A 17,207-nucleotide genomic window follows, 5' to 3' on the forward strand; every position below is an offset into this window, starting at 1 on the left:
CCTTTCCCTTGCGCTCCCGCGCTTCACGCGCAGCGCGAAAAACACCTTGCCGGTCCGCCAACGTCAGCGAGGGACGTTCCGGTACCCGAGATTCACGGGAAGGCGGAGGCGAAGCGTACTTCAGTACGCGAGCCTTCGCATTCACGCCAAGATCGGGTGCCGGAACGTTCCGCAGCGTCGGCACGTTCCGCCGGCCATCAGGCTGGCGGAACCATCACTCGAACACGATCAGCTCGTCGCGGTGGACGAGCGGCTTGTCGGCCAGGCTTGAGAGCAGCCGGTTGCCCTGCAGCTCGGCGCGCGTGCGGCCGATGGCGAGCGCGGCCTCGTCGCACGAGAACGCCGCCTTGCCGCGGGCGAACAGGTGCCCCGAGGCGTCCTTGATGTCCACGACATCGCCCGCCCCGAAACGTCCTTCCACCGCGCTCACGCCCACCGACAGAAGCGAGCTCCCCCGGCCGACGAGCGCCGCCTTCGCGCCGTCATCGACCACGAGCGCGCCACGTGCCGCGTCGCCGAGGGCGATCCAGAGCTTCTTCGGCGTGATCTCGTGGGGCTTCTTCGCGGCGACGAAGCGGGTGCCCACGTCCTCGCCGCGCGCGGCGGCCACGATAGCACCTGCGCGGCGCCCATTGCACACGACCATGGGGATGCCCGCCACCATGAGCACGCGCGCGGCCTTGATCTTCGTTATCATGCCGCCCGAGCCCACGGTGGTGCCCGCCCCGCCCGCCACGGCCATGATCTCCGGGCCGATGGCCTCCACGCGACCGATCAGCTTCGCCTCGGGATCGAAGTGCGGGTTCGCGTCGAAAAGCCCTTCGATGTCCGAGAGGATGACCATGAGGTCGGCCTCCACCAGGCACGCGACGAGCGCCGCGAGCGTGTCGTTGTCGCCGAAGCGGATCTGCTCCACCGACACGGTGTCGTTCTCGTTCACAATGGGCACGACGCCCAAATCGAGCAGCCGGTCGAACGTGTCGCGCGCATGCAGGTACGCCTGGCGATCGGCCGTGTCGCGGCGCGTGAGCAGCACCGTGGAGGTCACGATGCCGTGGGCGGCGAACGCCTCGGCGTAGGCCGTCGAGAGCGCGCTCTGCCCCACCGACGCGGCCGCCTGCAGGCTCGGCATGTCATGCGGCCGCTTCTCTATGCCGAGGCGCTCGAGGCCGCAGGCGATGGCCGCCGACGTGACCACGACCGGATGCCATCCCGCCTCCTTGGCCTCGGCTATCTGCGCGGCCACCGCGGCCAGGTAGCCGTAGTCGATCTTGCTCTCCGACGTGGTGAGCGTCGACGAGCCTATCTTGATGACCAGGCGCTTTCCGCGCCCGCCCTCTTCAGCCCTCATCACAGGTCGAGCTCCTTGAACATATCCTCCGCCGTGCGCGCCGACTCGAAGCCGAACGCGCGCCCGACGATGCGAATCTCGTCGCCGTCCACCGCGCCGGCGCGCTCGAGCGCCGTCTCCACGCCGAGGCGCTTCAAGCGGTGCTGCAGGAAGGCGATGGCCTCCTCGTTCTCCCAGTCGGTCTGCACCACCATGCGCTCAACCTGCGGGCCTGTGACGCGGAACACGCCGCCGCCCAGGTTCAACACCTCGAAGCGCTTGTCGCGCATCTCGCGCTTGTGCTCCCACACGTGGTCGTACTGCACGTCGGCGCCCAGGTCGGCCCGCGCGGCCTCGCGCAGCTCGTGCACCTTCGTGGCGATGGCGGCCTTGAGGCCGTCGACCCCCTCGCCAGTGAGCGCGCTGATGCGGTAGAGCTTCGGGTCGACGGGGCTCGGGGCGAACTCGTCGCCGCCCGCGGCCGCGATGGAGTCCTCGCGCACGCGCGCCGCCAGCCGCTCGGCCGCCTCCTCGGTGCCGGGCACGTCTATCTTGTTCGCCACCACGATGCGCGGGCGCGCTGCCAGCTCGTCGGCGTAGAGCGCGAGCTCGCGGTTGATGATGTCGTAGTCTTCCAGCGGGTCGCGTCCCTCGTAGTCGCCCGTCAGGTCCACCACATGCACGATGAGCGCCGTGCGCTCGATGTGGCGCAGGAACTCATGTCCCAGGCCGCGCCCCTCGTGCGCGCCCTCGATGAGGCCGGGGATGTCGGCCACGACGAAGCTGTAGTCGCCCGAGCGAGCCACGCCCAGGTTCGGCACGAGCGTGGTGAACGGGTAGTCGGCGATCTTCGGGCGCGCCGCGCTCATCTTCGCGATGAGCGACGACTTGCCGGCGCTCGGCATGCCCACGAGGGCCGCGTCGGCCATGAGCTTCATCTCCAGCTCGATCCAGCCCTCCTGGGACGGCTCGCCCAGCTCGGCGAACGCGGGCGCGCGCCGGGTCGGCGTCACGAAGTGGATGTTGCCGCGGCCGCCCATGCCGCCCTCGGCCACGGTGACGCGCTCGCCGTCGTGCGTGAGGTCGGCTATGAGCTCGCCCGTCTCCTTGGACTCCTCGAAGTACTCGCGCACCACCGTGCCCACGGGCACCTTGAGCACGAGGTCCTCGCCGGTGGCGCCGTGCATGCGGCTGCCCTTGCCGTGCGTGCCGCGCTCGGCCTTGAAGTGGTGCTTGAAGCGGTACTCGATGAGCGAGGACAGGCCGGCATCGGCCTCCACCACCACGTTGCCGCCGTGGCCGCCGTCGCCGCCGTCGGGCCCGCCCTTCGGGACGTGGGCCTCGCGGCGGAACGACATGCAGCCCGCGCCGCCGTCGCCGCCCTTCACGTGTACGCGCACTTTGTCTATGAACACCTGGGCACCTCTATCTCCGTTCCGGTTCCGCATCGAGGGGAACAGGGGGACGAATTCCCTGATCTCGCAACTCGGATTGTATATGAAAAGTGCCCCCTGACGAGCAGGGGGCACGCGAAAACAGATAACGTTACGCAGTCGTGGAGCAGGTGGCTCGCCCTACGCCTCGGGGCGGACGTGCACCTTGTGCTTCGCACCCTTCGTGAACTCGATCTTGCCGTCGCACAGGGCGAACAGCGTGTCGTCCTTGCCGCGGCCGACGTTCTCGCCCGGATGGATGTGCGTGCCGCGCTGGCGAACGATGACGTTGCCCGTGTGCACCTCCTGGCCGCCGAACAACTTCACGCCGAGACGCTGCGCGTGGGAATCGCGGCCGTTGCGGCTGGAACCGAGACCCTTCTTGTGTGCCATGGTATTCCCTCCCTTGCTTTATTCGGCGTCGACGGACGCGGGCTCTTCGGCCTTCTCGGCCTTCTTCGGGGCGGCCTTCTTGGCAGCCTTCTTCTCGGCCTTGGCCGAGCCGACGGATTCGATCTCGACGCGCGTCAGCTGCTGACGATGGCCGCGCAGCTTCTTGTAGTTCTTGCGCTTCTTGAACTTGAACACGAGCTGCTTCTCGCCCTTGAACTGCTCGAGCACGATGGCCGTGACCTTCGTGGCAGCGGCCTTGGCCGGATCGGCCTCGACCTTCTCGCCGTCGACGATGCAGATGGCCTCGAGTTCGACCTTCGCGCCGACCTCGGCATCGAGCTTCTCGATGTTCAGCTTGTCTCCGGGGGCAACCTTATACTGCTTGCCGCCCGTCTTTACGATTGCGTACATGAGTGTCTCCTTGTATGAAATAAAACGCAAGGCGATAGCTTACCAGCGGGATCGTAGCAAGTCAAGGTGATCTTATGCACAATCTCCGCGTATCATCGCACTCTTTCCGATGCTGTGCCTCCACAAAGCACAACATTCATATGATAGCAGAAAATCATAGCCACACGCGGTGGCGTGGCATGTTTTTTCAGAATCTCACAGGTCCGACAAAGTCAGCGAGAAGCGCCGGGGTGTGACGGGGGGGGCCTCAGTGCGACTCCGCCCAGCTTGCCCCCCAGGACACGTCGGCCACGAGAGGCACGCAGAGCTCCGCGACGCCCTCCATCACTTCCCTCACCATCGAGGACAGCGCCTCGATCTCGCCCTCGGGCACGCTGAAGTCCAGCTCGTCGTGCACCTGCAGGAGCAACCGGGCCTTGAAGCCCTCGGCCATGAGGCGGCGCTGCACCTCGGTCATGGCCAGCTTGATGATGTCGGCGGCGCTGCCCTGCATGGGGTGGTTCATGGCCGTGCGCTCGCCGAAGCCGCGCGTGGCGGCGTTCGACGCCTTGAGCTCGGGGATATGGCGCTTGCGGCCGAACATCGTCTCCGCATAGCCCTTCGCCTTCGCCTCCTCGATCGTGGCGTCCAGGTAGGAGCGCACGCCGGGATACGCCGCGAAGTAGCGCTCGATCATCTCCTTCGCCTCGCCGAACAGGATGCCCAGGCTCTGCGACAGGCCGAACGCCTGCTGGCCGTACACGATGCCGAAGTTCACGGCCTTCGCGCGGCTGCGCAGCTCCGGCGTCACCTCCTCCACCGGCACGTCGAACACGCGCGCGGCCGTGGCGGCGTGGAAGTCCGCGCCCGAGCAGAACGCGGCCACGAGGTGCTCGTCGCCCGAGAGGTGCGCGAGCAGGCGCAGCTCGATCTGCGAGTAGTCGGCCGACAGGAACCGCTCGTCGGGCGCGAGCGGCACGAAGCTCTCGCGTATCTGGCGGCCGAACTCGGTGCGCACGGGAATGTTCTGCAGGTTCGGGTCGGACGAGGACAGGCGGCCCGTGGTGGTGACCGTCTCGTTGAAGCAGGTGTGCACGCGCCCGTCGCCTGCGCGCATGCGTGGCAGCGCGTCGATGTAGGTGGACTTGATCTTCGCCAGCTCCCGGTAGCGCAGCACGAGGGCGGGCAGCTCGTGCACGGCGCACAGCTCCTTGAGCACCGCGGCGTCGGTGGAATAGCCGCGCTGGTTCTTCTTGAGGGGCGTGAGGCCCAGCACCTCGAACAGGATGCGCGAGAGCTGCTTGGGGCTGTCGAGGTTGAACGTCTCCCCCGCCATGTCGAAGATGCGCGCCGAGAGCTCGTCGAGCTCGGCCTGCGTGCTGGCGCCGAGCTCCGCCAGGCGGTCGCAGTCGACGGCCGCGCCGGTGCGCTCCATGATGGCGAGCACGCCCACGAGCGGCAGGTCGATGTCGAAGTAGGCGCGGGTGCTGCCGTCGCGCCCGAGCGCCTCGGTGAGCGGGCCAACGAGCGTGCGGGCCGCGGCGGCCTGCACGCAGGCCAGGTCGGCCTCGGCCTTCGTCTCGGGCAGCACGCCGCCGCAGTAGGCGTCGAGCAGCGCGTCGTAGGAGTACTCCGTCACCGACGAGTTCAGCACGTAGCCGGCCAGCCCCAGGTCGAACGCGCGCATGCCCATGAGGTCGTCGTCGGATGCGAGCGCGGGCTCGGACGTGTCGGCCGGGTAGACGCGGTGCACGGCATGCTTCACGTCGAGCGCCGCGAACGAGCCCGCCGCCACGATGCGCGCGAACGCCGCGGGGCCGCCCTCGTCCTCGTAGAGCGCCGTGCCCTCCGTGGTGGAGACAGCGCACGTCAGGTCCACGTTGAAGAGCGACGCCTGCTCGGGCTCCACGAACGCCACGCCCACCGTCTCGCCGCGCGCGATGGCCGCGTCCACGAGGGCGTCGGCCTGCGCACCGGTCACGACGGGCTCCCACGACAGCGGGGCCGCCTTCTTCTCCAGCTCGCGTCCCACCAGCTTGAGCACGCGGCTCAGGTGGGCGTTGAACTGCACCTTCTTGAACGCCTCCGTCACGCGCTCCGGGTCGAACGACGGGAAGCAGCACTCCTCGAGATCGAGCGGGAAGTCCAGGTCGCACACGATGGTGGCCACCTCGCGGGAGAGGAACGCCATGTCCTTGTTGTCGACCATCCTCTCCTTCTGCTTGCCCTTGAGGTCGTCCACGTGCTCGTAGATGCCCTCCAGGTTCCCGTAGGCTTGCAGAAGCTTCGCGGCCGTCTTGTCGCCGATGCCGGGCACGCCGGGGATGTTGTCGGACGAGTCGCCCTTGAGGCCCAGGAAGTCGATGAACTGGTCGGGGCGCACGCCGTAGCGCTCCTCCACCTCGGCCGGGCCGTAGATGGCCACGTCGGTGATTCCCTTCTTCGTGGTGACGATGCGCGTCTTGTCGCTGGCCAGCTGGTAGGCGTCCTTGTCGCCCGTCACGAGCAGTGTCTCGTATCCCAGCTCCTCGTCGCGTGCGGCCACCGTGCCCAGGATGTCGTCGCCCTCCCAGCCCTTGATGCGCACGACGGGCACGTCCATGGCCTCGAGCAGCTCCTCGATGATGGGGAACTGCACCTTCAGGTCGTCGTCCATGGGCGGACGCTGCGCCTTGTACTGCTCGAGCGCTTTCATGCGGAAGGCGGGGCGGCCCGCGTCGAACGCGCAGATGATGGCGTCGGGGCTGGCCATGTCGATGAACTTGAGCAGCATGGCAAGAAAGCCGAACACGGCGTTCGTGGGCGTGCCGTCGGGGGCGTTCATCGTCTGCGGCACGGCATGGTAGGCGCGGTGCATGAGCGAGTTGCCGTCGATGACGGCGATCTTCTTCGGCATGGGCTTCCTCCGTCGCTTGAGTTTCAGATGGATTAGTATAGCGCATGCGGGCTGTCCGCTCCGGGGATGGGGCCGTGCCCAGTCGCTCGGGCAGTCCTGCTCGCGCAAAACGCCCACAGGGCGTTTTGGCTCGTGCGGAACTCGCTTGGTGGGCACGGCCCCATCCCCGGAGCTGCTTGCATCTCCTTGAAAGCATCATATGAAGCTGTATGCGAAAGGGAGGTTGCCGCTGACAGAAATCAACCAGGGAGGGGCAACTCGCTCGGTACCTTGGTGAGAGGCTCAACCTGCGAGGATCGAGTAGCTGCGGGGTTCGTTGCCCTACGACACGCCGCCTCAACCAGCAGCCCCTAGGCACTCCATAGATAGCCCACACCGCGGACGGTTTCCAGGTGCTGCGCGAGGTCGGGGCCGAGTTTTGCGCGGACGCGGCGGACGTGGACATCCACGGTGCGGCTTCCGCCGTAGTAGTCGAAGCCCCAGACGCGGCGCAAAAGCGCGTCGCGGGAGTACGTGCGGCCGGGGTGGGTCACGAGGAAGGCGAGCAGGGCGTACTCCAGGTACGTGAGGTCCAGGGGCTCGCCGGCCACGTTCACCTGATAGGTGGCCAGGTTGATGGTCAGGGCGTCCACGGCGACGAAGTCCGACGCGGAGCTCTCGTTGCCGGGCCACAGCAGCTGGCGGATGCGCGCCGCGCACTCGTCCGGGGACGCGCCGTGCACCACGAAGTCGCTCTTCACCTGCACGGGCAGGCGAAGCTCGCCCAGCTGGTCCTCGCCCACGATCACGAGGAGCGCCGCGGAGCCGTCCTCCAGAAGCAGCGACTCGGCTTGGGCCACCCTGCCCAGCGCCTCGCCGCGCGCCTCGTAGACGACCAGGTCGTAGCCGGGATGCTGCACCAGCAGGTTCTTCAGCTGCGCCGACGATCCGGCAGCCACCTCCACGTCGAGGCCCGAGAGCACCTGCTGGAACTTGTGGGCGTTGTCCAGGCTGTCCGCTACGAATATGACTGATTTCCTCATATCAAGGCCTCCGACCGTCCGTCATGGCCACGGCTACAGCACCGCCAGGTAGCGGTCGCGCTCCCACGCGCTCACGTTGCCCTGGTACTCGTTCCACTCGGCGCGCTTGGCGGCCACGAGGTAGGAGTGGATGTGGTCGCCCAGCGTCTCGCGCATGAGCGCGGACCCGGCGAACAGCTCCACGGCCTCGCCCAAGCTCTCGGGAAGCGTCTGGATGCCCTGGCGGCGCAGATCCTGGCGCGAGAGCGCGAACAGGTCCTGGTCCTCGGTGGGGGGCTGCAGCTCCAGCCCCTCCTCGATGCCCGCGAGCCCCGCCGCCAGCATGGCGGCGAAGGCCAGGTAGGGGTTCGCGGCGGGGTCGGGGCTGCGCAGCTCGATGCGGCAGGCGTCCTCGCGGTCGGGCCGGTAGCCGGGTATGCGCACGAGCGTGGAGCGGTTGCGGCTCGCCCACGACAGGTACGTGGGGGCCTCGCCCCCGCAGACGAGGCGCTTGTAAGAGTTCACGAACTGGTTCGTGACCAAGCAGAACTCGGGCGCGTACTTCAAGATGCCCGCGATATAGCGCTTCGCCACGTCCGACAGGCGGTAGCCCTGGGGGTCGTGCGCATCGAAGAACGCGTTGTTGCCGTCGAGGTCGAACAGGCTCTGGTGCACGTGCATGCCGCTTCCCGGCTCGCCCGCCATGGGCTTGGGCATGAACGAGGCGTACACGCCGTGCTTCAGCGCTATCTCCTTCACCACCAGCTTGTACGTCATCACCGCGTCGGCCATGGACAGCGCATCGGCGAAGCGCAGATCTATCTCGTGCTGCGAGGGCCCGTTCTCGTGGTGGCTGTACTCCACGGGGATGCCCATCTTCTCCAGCGTGAGCACCGTGTCGCGGCGCAGGTCGGAGGCGTAGTCGAGGCTCGTGAGGTCGAAGTAGCCACCGCGGTCGAGCACCTCGGTGCCCTCGGGCCCCTTGAAGTAGTAGAACTCCAGCTCGGGACCCACGTTGAACACATACCCCATCTCCCGGGCCTTCCCCACCGTGCGCGCCAGCACCTGGCGCGGATCGCCTTCGAACGGCAGGCCGTCGGGCGTGCGCACGTCGCAGAACATGCGGGCGACCGCGTTGGACTCGGGACGCCAGGGCAGCACCTGGAACGTGGAGGCATCGGGATAGGCGAGCATGTCGGATTCCTGCGTGCGGCAGAACCCCTCGATGCAGCTGCCGTCGAAGCCCATGCCGTCGGCGAGCGCGTCCTCGAGCTCGCCCGGCACGACGGCGAACGACTTCATGGCGCCCAGCACGTCGGTGAACCAGAAGCGCACGAAGTGCACATCGCGGCTCTTGATGGTCTTGAGGACGAAGTCCTGGTCGGGGTTCGCGGTCATGGGCGCATCCTTTCTCTCAAGGAACCATTATAACCCGCGATGTTTCGGTCTCGTTACGCAACGCCCCGGCCACGCGGCGAGGCGGCGGGAGTCCTTCGTCCCCTTGCCTGCCTTTCGCGAACCGATCGGTAACGCGCGCGTGACGAATGGAAGGCGCGCCCCCTTCGCCATGCTGGAAGGTTATACTTTAGAATCTGCCTGCGGCCATCCGCCCCGGGCGGAGCAGGCACGCGAAACGAGAGGCAAAACAACCATGATGGCAGAATACGCGGAAGCGTTGAAAAGAAACGGCATCGACTACGACGAGGCGATGGAGCGCTTCGGCGGCAACGCGGCGCTTTACGAGCGCCTTGCCCTGAAGTTCCTCGACGACGCGCACTTCGCCGCACTCGAGCAGGCATTGGCCGACGGCGACGTGGACACGGCGGTCCGCGAGGCCCATACGCTCAAGGGCGTTGCAGGAAATCTTTCGTTCACCGCGTTGTACGAGGCGGCGAGCAAGGTGAACGCAGCCTTGCGCGAGGGCGACCTCGCAGAGGCGACGGCGCTCATGGATCCCATCCGCAATGCGCACGCGGCCGTCGTCTCCGCTTTGGGCTCGCTGCGCGACGAACGCTGACCTGCGAGTCCACGAAAGGTGGCACCGATGAAGTTCTCCAACATCCTCGTACCGTTCGACAAGTCCGCACACGCCGTCCATGCGCTCGAGATCGCCAAGGGCCTCGCCGAGGAGGACCCGGCCATCCAGCTGCACGTCGTCGGCATCATCTTCCTCTCGGAGATGCCGCCCTCCCTCGGCCTGGAGGCGAACCCCTACCAGAGCGTCCCGCCGCTCACGGTCGACCCCGACCTGTACAAGCAGCTCGTCGAGGCGGCGCTTGCCCGCGAGAAGGAGGACATGGGCGCGGCTATCGGCAACCTGCTCGACGGGCTGCCGAGCCCCGTGCAGGTGCTTGCCGTGAACGCCCCTTCCGTCGTGGACGGCATCAACGACTACGCCCACGACCATGGCTGCGACCTCATCGTCATGGGCTCCCGCGGCCTGGGCGTGCTGCGCGGCATGCTGGGCAGCGTGAGCTACGGCGTCCTGCGCTCGGCGGACGTGCCGGTGCTGATAGCGAAGGAAGCGGAGAAGGAGTAGCGCGGGCTGCCCGGGCCTTCTGTTCTTGTGGAGCAGCCGGCCGCCTTGCGGGTTCTCGGCCGGCCTTTCGCCCTCCCTTGGTATAATGGCCCGGTTATGGATACCTTGACCCAGCAGAAGAAACCGGCGGAGAGCGCCGCGCGCGCACCCAAGCGCATCGCCGTCGTGACGATGGGCGTGAAGCTGGGCGACGAGACGCGCGGCTACACGCGCTTCCGCTTCCTCTCGGAGCTGCTTGCGCGCGAGGGCTTCGCCGTCGACCTCGTCACGTCCACGTTCCAGCATTGGGAGAAGGCGCAGCGCGATTGCTCGAAGCCCTGCTACCAGGGCCTTCCCTACCGCATCGTGTTCATCGAGGAGCCGGGCTACACGAAGAACCTCGACCTCGGGCGCATCCGCAGCCACCGCGTTGCCGCCAAGAACCTGCGCGAGCACTTCGCAAAGAACGCCGGCGCCTACGATCTTGTGTACGCGGAGATCCCGCCCAACGACGTCGCGCGCGTCTGCGCCGAGGCGGCCGAGGCGCAGGGCATCCCCTTCGTGGCCGACATCAACGACCTGTGGCCCGAGGCCATGCGCATGGTGGTGGACATCCCCGTGGTGAGCGATGTGGCGTTCTACCCGTTCGCGCGCGACGCGAAGCGCGTCTACCAGCTGCTCTCCGGCGCCGTGGGCACCTCCGACGAGTACGCTGCCCGCCCGGCCAAGGACCGGCAGCGCCCCTACCCCCACGCGACCGTCTACGTGGGCAACGACCTGGCCGCTTTCGACGCGGGCGCGAGCCGCTTCGCCGACGCGATAGAGAAGCCCGCCGACGAGGTCTGGGTCACGTACGCGGGGACGCTCGGCGCGAGCTACGACGTGGCCACGCTCGTGAGGGCCGCCGCACTGCTCGAGCAGGAACGGCTCGCGCGCACGGGCGCGCCGGCCGGCCCGACGGGGCAGGCGATCCCGCCCGTGCGCGTGAAGGTGCTCGGCGACGGGCCCGACCGCGAGAAGCTCCAGGCGCTGGCCGCCGAGCTGGACGCCCCCGCCGACTTCCTCGGCTACCAGGACTACGAGCACATGGCAGCCTACCTGTGCGCGTCCGACATCGTGGTGAACTCGCTGGTGAAGTCCGCCGCGCAGAGCATCGTCACGAAGATCGGCGACTACCTGGCCAGCGGCAAGCCCATGGTCAACACGGGCTCGAGCCCCGAGTTCCGCTCGAAGGTCTCCGCCGACGGCTTCGGCGTGAACGTGGAGGCGGAGGATCCGCGCGCGCTCGCCGACGAGATAGCGAAGCTCGCCGGGCACGCGTCGCTGCGCAAGATCATGGGGGCGAAAGGACGCGCCGTGGCCGAGCGCGAGTTCGACCAGCCGCGCTCGTACCGCGCGATCGTGGATTTGCTGCGCACACTGCTGTGATTTTGGTTGAGCGCCTCGCCAAAACGGCGGCGGCGCGCGAGAATATGAGTTTCGGCGCGCCGCAGGCAAGGGCGCGCTTGCCGTGCCATGAAGCAAGGAGCGATATCTTGACCGAGCAGAGACGCGTTTCGTTCTCCCCGCCTGACATCACGCAGGCCGAGATCGACGAGGTTGTGGACACGCTGACAAGCGGCTGGATAACCACCGGACCCAAGACGAAGGAGTTCGAGCGCGAGCTGGCGGCCTTCACGGGCGCCGATCGCGTGGCCTCGTTCTCCTCGGCCACGGCCGCCCTCGAGTGCGCGCTGCGCGCCCTGGGCGTAGGACCGGGCGACGAGGTCATCACGAGTGCCTACACCTACACGGCCTCGTGCTCGGTCATCTGCCACGTGGGTGCGACGCCGGTTTTGTGCGACGTGGCCCCGGACTCCTACGAGATGGACTACGACACGCTGGCGTCGCTCGTGACCGAGCGCACGCGAGCGGTCATCCCCGTGGACATTGCCGGCCGCATGGTCGACTACGGCCGGCTCTTCACCGCCCTCGAGAGCGGTGGCAGCCGCTGGACGCCCGCCACCGACCTGCAGCGGGCGATCGGGCGCGTGGCGGTGCTGGCCGACGGGGCGCACTCGCTCGGCGCCGTGCAGGACGGGCGCCCCTCGGGCTCCGTCGCCGACTTCACCGCGTTCTCGTTCCATGCCGTGAAGAACCTCACCACCGCCGAGGGCGGCGCGCTGGCATGGCGCGCGGGCGCCTTCGACTCCGACGAGCTTTACAACCAGTTCATGCTCATGTCGCTTCACGGCCAGACGAAGGACGCGCTGTCGAAGACGCGCGCCGGCGCCTGGGAGTACGACGTCGCCTATCCCGGCTGGAAATGCAACATGACCGACATCCAAGCGGCCTTGGGGCTGGCGCAGATGCGCCGCTACCCCACCCTGCTCGCGCGCCGGCGCGAGCTCGTGGGGCGCTACGAGAACGGTTTGGCCGACCTGGGCGTCGACGTGCTGCAGCATTACGGCGAGGACTTCGCCTCGAGCGGGCACCTGATGCTCGTGCGCCTGCCTGGCAAAAGCGCAGCGTTCCGGAGCGCGCTCATCGAGCGGCTTGCCGACGCCGGCGTATCGGCGAACGTACACTACAAGCCGCTGCCCATGCTCACCGCCTACCGCGACCTCGGCTTCGACATCGACGACTTCCCGAACGCCCGCGCGCAGTTCGAAAACGAGGTCACGCTGCCTCTTCACACGCTGCTCTCGGATGACGACGTGGACTACGTCGTGGGGGCCTTCCACCGCGCCTGGGACGCGCTTGAGGCGGAGGGTGTCCGCTGATGTACGCGAAGTTCGGAAAGCGCGTGTGCGACCTGGTGATCGGCGTGGTGGCGCTGCCGTTCGTGCTGCTGATCATAGCGGTGCTGGCACCGTTCATCCACTTCGAGGACAAGGGCCCGGTCTTCTACAACGCCCCGCGCGTGGGGCTTGGCGGCCGCGACTTCAAGATGTACAAGCTGCGCTCCATGCGCGTGAACGCCCCCGACCTGGTCATGGAGGACGGCTCCACCTACAACGGCGCCGACGACCCCCGCATGACCCGCGTGGGCGCCTTCATGCGCAAGACGAGCCTGGATGAGATGCCCCAGTTCCTGAACGTGCTGAAGGGCGACATGAGCGTGGTGGGCCCCCGCCCCGACCTACGCCGCGAGACCGAGCTCTACGAGGGCGACGAAGGGCTGAAGCTCACCGTGAAGCCCGGCATCACCGGCTACGCCGCCGTCTACGGCCGCAACTCGCTCCCCTGGCACGACCGGCTGAAGATGGACGTGGAATACGTGCGCACCATGAGCTTCCCGCTCGACGTGAAGATTTTCTTCAAGACATTCTCCACGGTGTTCAAGCAGGAGGGCGTGTTCGTGGAGGATGGAGAATGATAGGCTTCTCGCCTTCCGCCATAAACTAGCAGCGGAGCGAGGTTCATCGCCCGAAAGAATACACGCAAATGCCAGCAAGAATAAGTCCGAGCGCCACGAGCTTTTTTCTAGTCATCTTCTCCTTGAATATGGTGACTCCGAAAACGGTAACGTAAACGTAGCTTGTTGCCTCGAGTATGGGTCCCATAGACAAAGGAATACCTCGGTACGCCAGTATCGAGAGGAACGTCGTGCCTATGAAGAGCACGTAGGCGAATACGACCAAAGGGTTCAGGTACTCTTTAATTGGGCTGTCGTATTCTTTTAAAGCAGCCTTTTTCAGCATAACTTGCGATATCGAGCTGATGAAAACACCTAGAAGCAGAACGCAAGAATACAGCAGGACCGTGCTATCCATCGACAAGCTCGCCTTTCCCTCCAGCGTCCTCGCCGTCGGCTTTAGCGAACAAGGCCACTCCGCAAATGACAAGGGCGGCTCCCGCTATCTTGCTAACCGTAACGGTCTCTCCAAAAAACACCACGCCCCAGATGATGCCCCAGACAACCGCAACCGCCCGATTGGCGAACGCTGTGGTCAAAGGGAGCCTCTTGATGATTTGTTGCCACCCAATGGCATACAAGCCGAGCAAACCCAAGATGGCCGCATAGCATGCCACGAACTGCCAGCTGAAAACATTTTGCTGCGAAGCGAGCTTGCTGAAGATGCCGCTCACCGAGTACACCATGAGCAGGACGTGCAGCACGAGGAGCGTCTTGAGTTTCGAATGTTTCACAAGCATCACATCGCGCGAGGCAGGTAAGGCCGCAATCGCTCGATCGTCGCAGCTCTCATGATGTAGTAGCCGAACCGGGTCGAACTGTCACGCACTTTACATGACGGCTCCTCGATTGGGCTGACATACTCGATCAGCTCAGGGGCTTTAACCTGAAGACGATGGAGCACATCGATATCCTCCTGACCGACAACGAAACGAACCAAGGCGCATCCGGAAGGATCTTTTGGCTCCAGGTCGGGCTTGTTGCCCAAAGCGATATCGACGACGGCGCCGGTGTAATCGATACCCGTCGACAAGCGGACAAGATCGCTTCCGATGCAGTCGCCACCCATGCGGCTACCGATCTCGATGAGCCACACGTCGCCATCGGCGTCCACCATGACCTCGGCGTGCGAGGCCCCACAACGCACACCGAGATGATCGAGCGCACGCTTCACAACTTGAACGACACGAACGAGAAGCGCCTCGTCGATGGAAGCGGGCTCCAAATGGCCAGTCTCGATAAAATGGGGGGCGCCCGTTGTAAATTTCTTGGTCAACGCCAAGAAGCTATGCTCGCCCTCCCATGACACGAACTCGACACTGAACTCCTCCCCTGCAACGAACTCCTCGACAACAGCGCGTTTCGAGAATCCCTCGGAAAACGCCGCCTCTAAAGCGGCTTCGAGACCTTCCGCAGACTCAAGCTTGGTAATGCCCCGGCTTCCCGAGCGATCAACAGGCTTGACAATAAGGGGATACGCAAGCTCGGACAGTCCGTCGCGCGAGTCACCCTCAACCAACACGCTCTTCGGCGAAGGGTCTCCGCAGGAAGCGAACGTTTTCCGCATGAGGTGCTTGTCGGTCGATCGCGCGACGACAGCGGTCGGGTTGCCCGTAAGACCTAGAGCCTCAGCGACATAACCCACCGTGATATTCGCCAAATCTGAGCCAATACTGCAAATGCCATCGATGCCAATCTGTCGACACTGTTCCAAAATGGCATCTCTTTCCGTAATGCTCACTGGATAGAAGTGGTCCGCCGTACGTTCACCGACATCGCCTGCCCGCCATGCGAATACGTGAGTCTCGCAGCCCATTTCCTTCGCCTTCTCGATCAAAGGATTCTGAAAATGGGACGCTCCTATGATGGCAAGCTGCTTGCCCATGGTATCCACACCTAACCCTTCGCTTTGCCGGATTCCTCGAGCAGCTCCCAGCGCCCGCTCTCCAATTCAGCTTTGTAATCCCTCATCATCTCGACATAGTTCGTGAAGCGGGGCTCGAAGCCGAAATCGCGCTTCGCCTTCGACATGTCGTAGAGAAACGAGGGTGTGTTGTTGGGTTTGTCGGGCCGGTATACTATTCGCGACCCCTTGCCTTTGCCGAACACCTCTATCACGGCTTTAGCTTGATCCTCAAGATCGAGACTGGTTCCACTCGTCATGTTGTACAACCCTCGGGCAGCATCGCTTTCGAGTGCCAACCGAAAAGCCCGGGCCACGTCTTTCACGTAAACGATATCGCGCGTTATGTGGGGATCGCCCCAGAGCTCGATGTCGAGCCCCGCCTCCGCATTGTCGATGAACGTGGCGATGCCCGATTTGTACGGCTTACCGTTGACAAGGATAGTCCCATGGGGCCCGACGCCGTACACGGGCGGCAAACGGAACACCGACCCCTGCAGACCGTGCTGCTGGTTGTAGTATTCGATCACGTCGTTGGCAGCATTCTTGCTGATGACGTACACAGAATGGTCGCCAGTGAACTTGAAATCACGTGGCTCGTCTTCGGTGATAGCATAGCCCTTGCCCCAAGCGCCGGATACGTCAGAATAACTGCACGTCGATATGATCTTCTTGATGCCATTTTTACGACAGTATTCAAGAACATTGATCGTGCCGATAACATTGACCTCAAAATAATCGGCAGCGTTCTCCTCGTCCTCCAAGTCAGCCGTCGCATTGGCTGGCAGCAATCCCGCCGGCAGCAGAACTCCCTCGACACCTTCGGTCGGAAGCAGGTCGAAATCTTCAGGCTTGGTCATATCCAAGCGAACGAACCGAGCTCCCATATCTTCCAGCTTCGCGCCCAGTCGCTCGTTCCGTCCCGTCGCAACGACATCTTTTCCTGCCTTAATCAACTCGTCGACGGTGTACATGCCGATGAAGCCCGTTGCTCCGATTACCACGATCATGGTCGCTCCTTTCCATTCAATATTTCCGCTACGACGTACAGGGGCCGATTCTTCACTTCGGTGAAGATATTGCCTATGTAAATGCCGACTACGCCAATAGCGGAGAGCGTGAGTCCGCCCATAAGGTATATGGAGGCGATAGTGCTCGTCCAGCCGACAGGAGCCGATCCATCTATAAAATACCTGATTACATTGTAGAGCAGATAGGCGAATGAAAGCAGGGCTATGGCGAAGCCAACGTTAACCGCAAACCGAAGGGGCTTGTTCGATTGAGCGGTAATCAACTCGAAAGCCATACGCATTTTCTTTGAGAAATTATAGGAAGACTTACCTTCGAAGCGCTCATCCCCTTCAATCTCAATAGCGGCCTGCCTGAAACCTAGCCACTTGATGAACATGGTGTATCCGCGGTTGTGCTCCCGCATACGAAGATAGTTGTCGATGACGATACGGCGCGATACGCTGAAATTGCACAATGAGCTATCGTATGCGCCGTCGGTGAAATACTCGTACGCCTTGTAGAACGCCTTGGATAACAACTTCGTCAGTCCTGTGTCTTTACGTTCCACGCGGCGCGCAAAGACCACATCGTATCCTTCTTGAGCTTTTTCAAAAAGCTGAGGTATCGCCTCCGGTCTGTCCTGCAAATCGCAGTCCATCACAACGACCCAGTCGCCCTTGCACAGATCGAGTCCAGCCGTGATAGCTCTGATTTGACCGAAGTTGCGAGAAAGCCTTACGCCTACCACATGCTCATCTTCGGCGCACAGCCCCTCGATCTCCTCCCATGAGTTCTGCGGGCAACGATCGTCGACCAAGATGATCTCGTAACGAGCGCCCATGCCTACGAATGTGACGGCAAGACGCCGGCAGAGCTCAGGCAAAGCGGCTCGACATCCGTATACCGGCACTACAACAGAAATGAGCACGATCTCC

At 64.5% G+C, this 17,207-nt stretch carries 17 protein-coding genes; 5 read left to right on the forward strand and 12 right to left on the reverse strand.

Going from position 1 to position 17,207, the window contains the following annotated elements; all coding sequences use genetic code 11:
- Positions 1 to 214: 214 nt before the first annotated feature.
- The 7 genes from proB to BN3560_RS02060 all read right to left on the reverse strand — a co-directional run bounded on the left by proB (position 215) and on the right by BN3560_RS02060 (position 8,841).
- Entirely contained in the window at positions 215 to 1,351 is a 1,137-nt protein-coding gene (proB, locus tag BN3560_RS02030) for a glutamate 5-kinase (protein ID WP_096226845.1), read from the reverse strand.
- On the reverse strand, positions 1,351 to 2,745 hold the full coding sequence (gene obgE, locus BN3560_RS02035; RefSeq protein ID WP_096226846.1) for a GTPase ObgE: 1,395 nt from the start codon (positions 2,743 to 2,745) through the stop codon (positions 1,351 to 1,353). Before obgE ends, proB begins: the two co-directional genes overlap by 1 nt.
- 159 nt (positions 2,746 to 2,904) lie before the next feature.
- The gene (gene rpmA, locus BN3560_RS02040) at positions 2,905 to 3,156 is read right to left on the reverse strand and encodes a 50S ribosomal protein L27 (protein WP_015538608.1); all 252 of its coding nucleotides are present in this window, start codon (positions 3,154 to 3,156) and stop codon (positions 2,905 to 2,907) included.
- Between the two features lie 18 nt (positions 3,157 to 3,174).
- Positions 3,175 to 3,567, reverse strand: a complete 393-nt coding sequence (gene rplU, locus BN3560_RS02045) for a 50S ribosomal protein L21 (RefSeq protein WP_087190802.1) — start codon at positions 3,565 to 3,567, stop codon at positions 3,175 to 3,177.
- Between the two features lie 247 nt (positions 3,568 to 3,814).
- Positions 3,815 to 6,442 carry a DNA polymerase I gene (polA, locus tag BN3560_RS02050; RefSeq protein ID WP_096226847.1) on the reverse strand — a complete coding sequence of 876 codons (2,628 nt, stop codon included), beginning with the start codon at positions 6,440 to 6,442 and terminating at the stop codon, positions 3,815 to 3,817.
- A gap of 350 nt (positions 6,443 to 6,792) precedes the next feature.
- Positions 6,793 to 7,464: a winged helix family transcriptional regulator gene (locus tag BN3560_RS02055; protein WP_096226848.1), complete on the reverse strand. Its 672-nt coding sequence runs from the start codon at positions 7,462 to 7,464 to the stop codon at positions 6,793 to 6,795.
- A 33-nt stretch (positions 7,465 to 7,497) separates the two neighbouring features.
- On the reverse strand, positions 7,498 to 8,841 hold the full coding sequence (locus tag BN3560_RS02060) for a glutamine synthetase family protein (protein WP_096226849.1): 1,344 nt from the start codon (positions 8,839 to 8,841) through the stop codon (positions 7,498 to 7,500).
- A 253-nt stretch (positions 8,842 to 9,094) separates the two neighbouring features.
- On the opposite strand from BN3560_RS02060, the gene BN3560_RS02065 reads away from it, so the two are divergent.
- The 5 genes from BN3560_RS02065 (at position 9,095) to BN3560_RS02085 (ending at position 13,319) form a co-directional block, all read left to right on the forward strand.
- Positions 9,095 to 9,460, forward strand: a complete 366-nt coding sequence (locus BN3560_RS02065) for an Hpt domain-containing protein (protein ID WP_231897328.1) — start codon at positions 9,095 to 9,097, stop codon at positions 9,458 to 9,460.
- Between the two features lie 27 nt (positions 9,461 to 9,487).
- Positions 9,488 to 9,982: a universal stress protein gene (locus tag BN3560_RS02070; RefSeq protein WP_087190798.1), complete on the forward strand. Its 495-nt coding sequence runs from the start codon at positions 9,488 to 9,490 to the stop codon at positions 9,980 to 9,982.
- A gap of 96 nt (positions 9,983 to 10,078) precedes the next feature.
- The gene (locus tag BN3560_RS02075) at positions 10,079 to 11,389 is read left to right on the forward strand and encodes a glycosyltransferase family 4 protein (RefSeq protein WP_231897329.1); all 1,311 of its coding nucleotides are present in this window, start codon (positions 10,079 to 10,081) and stop codon (positions 11,387 to 11,389) included.
- 107 nt (positions 11,390 to 11,496) lie between these two features.
- Complete coding sequence (locus BN3560_RS02080; protein WP_096226850.1) at positions 11,497 to 12,723, forward strand: DegT/DnrJ/EryC1/StrS family aminotransferase; 1,227 nt, start codon at positions 11,497 to 11,499, stop codon at positions 12,721 to 12,723.
- On the forward strand, positions 12,723 to 13,319 hold the full coding sequence (locus BN3560_RS02085; protein WP_096226851.1) for a sugar transferase: 597 nt from the start codon (positions 12,723 to 12,725) through the stop codon (positions 13,317 to 13,319). Before BN3560_RS02080 ends, BN3560_RS02085 begins: the two co-directional genes overlap by 1 nt.
- A 43-nt stretch (positions 13,320 to 13,362) precedes the next feature.
- Here the strand turns inward: BN3560_RS02085 and BN3560_RS02090 are convergent, their stop codons facing one another.
- From BN3560_RS02090 to BN3560_RS02110, 5 genes are read right to left on the reverse strand one after another with little or no spacing between them, the layout of a single operon-like run.
- Positions 13,363 to 13,716 (reverse strand): DMT family transporter, encoded by a 354-nt coding sequence (locus BN3560_RS02090; protein ID WP_096226852.1) that lies wholly within the window; start codon positions 13,714 to 13,716, stop codon positions 13,363 to 13,365.
- A complete protein-coding gene (locus BN3560_RS02095; RefSeq protein WP_231897330.1) occupies positions 13,709 to 14,092 on the reverse strand; it encodes a DMT family transporter in 384 nt (127 codons plus the stop codon). The genes BN3560_RS02090 and BN3560_RS02095 overlap by 8 nt, the downstream gene beginning before the upstream one ends.
- A 5-nt stretch (positions 14,093 to 14,097) precedes the next feature.
- Entirely contained in the window at positions 14,098 to 15,243 is a 1,146-nt protein-coding gene (locus tag BN3560_RS02100) for an ATP-grasp domain-containing protein (protein WP_096228553.1), read from the reverse strand.
- Between the two features lie 11 nt (positions 15,244 to 15,254).
- Positions 15,255 to 16,271, reverse strand: coding sequence for an NAD-dependent epimerase/dehydratase family protein (locus BN3560_RS02105; RefSeq protein WP_096226854.1), 1,017 nt, complete (start codon positions 16,269 to 16,271; stop codon positions 15,255 to 15,257).
- Positions 16,268 to 17,200, reverse strand: coding sequence for a glycosyltransferase family 2 protein (locus BN3560_RS02110; RefSeq protein ID WP_096226855.1), 933 nt, complete (start codon positions 17,198 to 17,200; stop codon positions 16,268 to 16,270). The genes BN3560_RS02105 and BN3560_RS02110 overlap by 4 nt, the downstream gene beginning before the upstream one ends.
- Between the last annotated feature and the right edge of the window lie 7 nt (positions 17,201 to 17,207).

Source organism: Gordonibacter urolithinfaciens (assembly GCF_900199375.1).
Taxonomy (GTDB): Bacteria; Actinomycetota; Coriobacteriia; order Coriobacteriales; family Eggerthellaceae; genus Gordonibacter; species Gordonibacter urolithinfaciens.

Coding starts and splice junctions, on each gene's coding strand:
- BN3560_RS02055 (WP_096226848.1), bottom strand. CDS start 7,464: ATGAGGAAATCAGTCATATTCGTAGCGGACAGCCTGGACAACGCCCAC.
- rplU (WP_087190802.1), bottom strand. CDS start 3,567: ATGTACGCAATCGTAAAGACGGGCGGCAAGCAGTATAAGGTTGCCCCC.
- polA (WP_096226847.1), bottom strand. CDS start 6,442: ATGCCGAAGAAGATCGCCGTCATCGACGGCAACTCGCTCATGCACCGC.
- BN3560_RS02070 (WP_087190798.1), top strand. CDS start 9,488: ATGAAGTTCTCCAACATCCTCGTACCGTTCGACAAGTCCGCACACGCC.
- BN3560_RS02085 (WP_096226851.1), top strand. CDS start 12,723: ATGTACGCGAAGTTCGGAAAGCGCGTGTGCGACCTGGTGATCGGCGTG.
- BN3560_RS02100 (WP_096228553.1), bottom strand. CDS start 15,243: ATGGGCAAGCAGCTTGCCATCATAGGAGCGTCCCATTTTCAGAATCCT.
- BN3560_RS02060 (WP_096226849.1), bottom strand. CDS start 8,841: ATGACCGCGAACCCCGACCAGGACTTCGTCCTCAAGACCATCAAGAGC.
- BN3560_RS02090 (WP_096226852.1), bottom strand. CDS start 13,716: ATGGATAGCACGGTCCTGCTGTATTCTTGCGTTCTGCTTCTAGGTGTT.
- rpmA (WP_015538608.1), bottom strand. CDS start 3,156: ATGGCACACAAGAAGGGTCTCGGTTCCAGCCGCAACGGCCGCGATTCC.
- BN3560_RS02075 (WP_231897329.1), top strand. CDS start 10,079: ATGGATACCTTGACCCAGCAGAAGAAACCGGCGGAGAGCGCCGCGCGC.
- BN3560_RS02065 (WP_231897328.1), top strand. CDS start 9,095: ATGATGGCAGAATACGCGGAAGCGTTGAAAAGAAACGGCATCGACTAC.
- BN3560_RS02105 (WP_096226854.1), bottom strand. CDS start 16,271: ATGATCGTGGTAATCGGAGCAACGGGCTTCATCGGCATGTACACCGTC.
- proB (WP_096226845.1), bottom strand. CDS start 1,351: ATGAGGGCTGAAGAGGGCGGGCGCGGAAAGCGCCTGGTCATCAAGATA.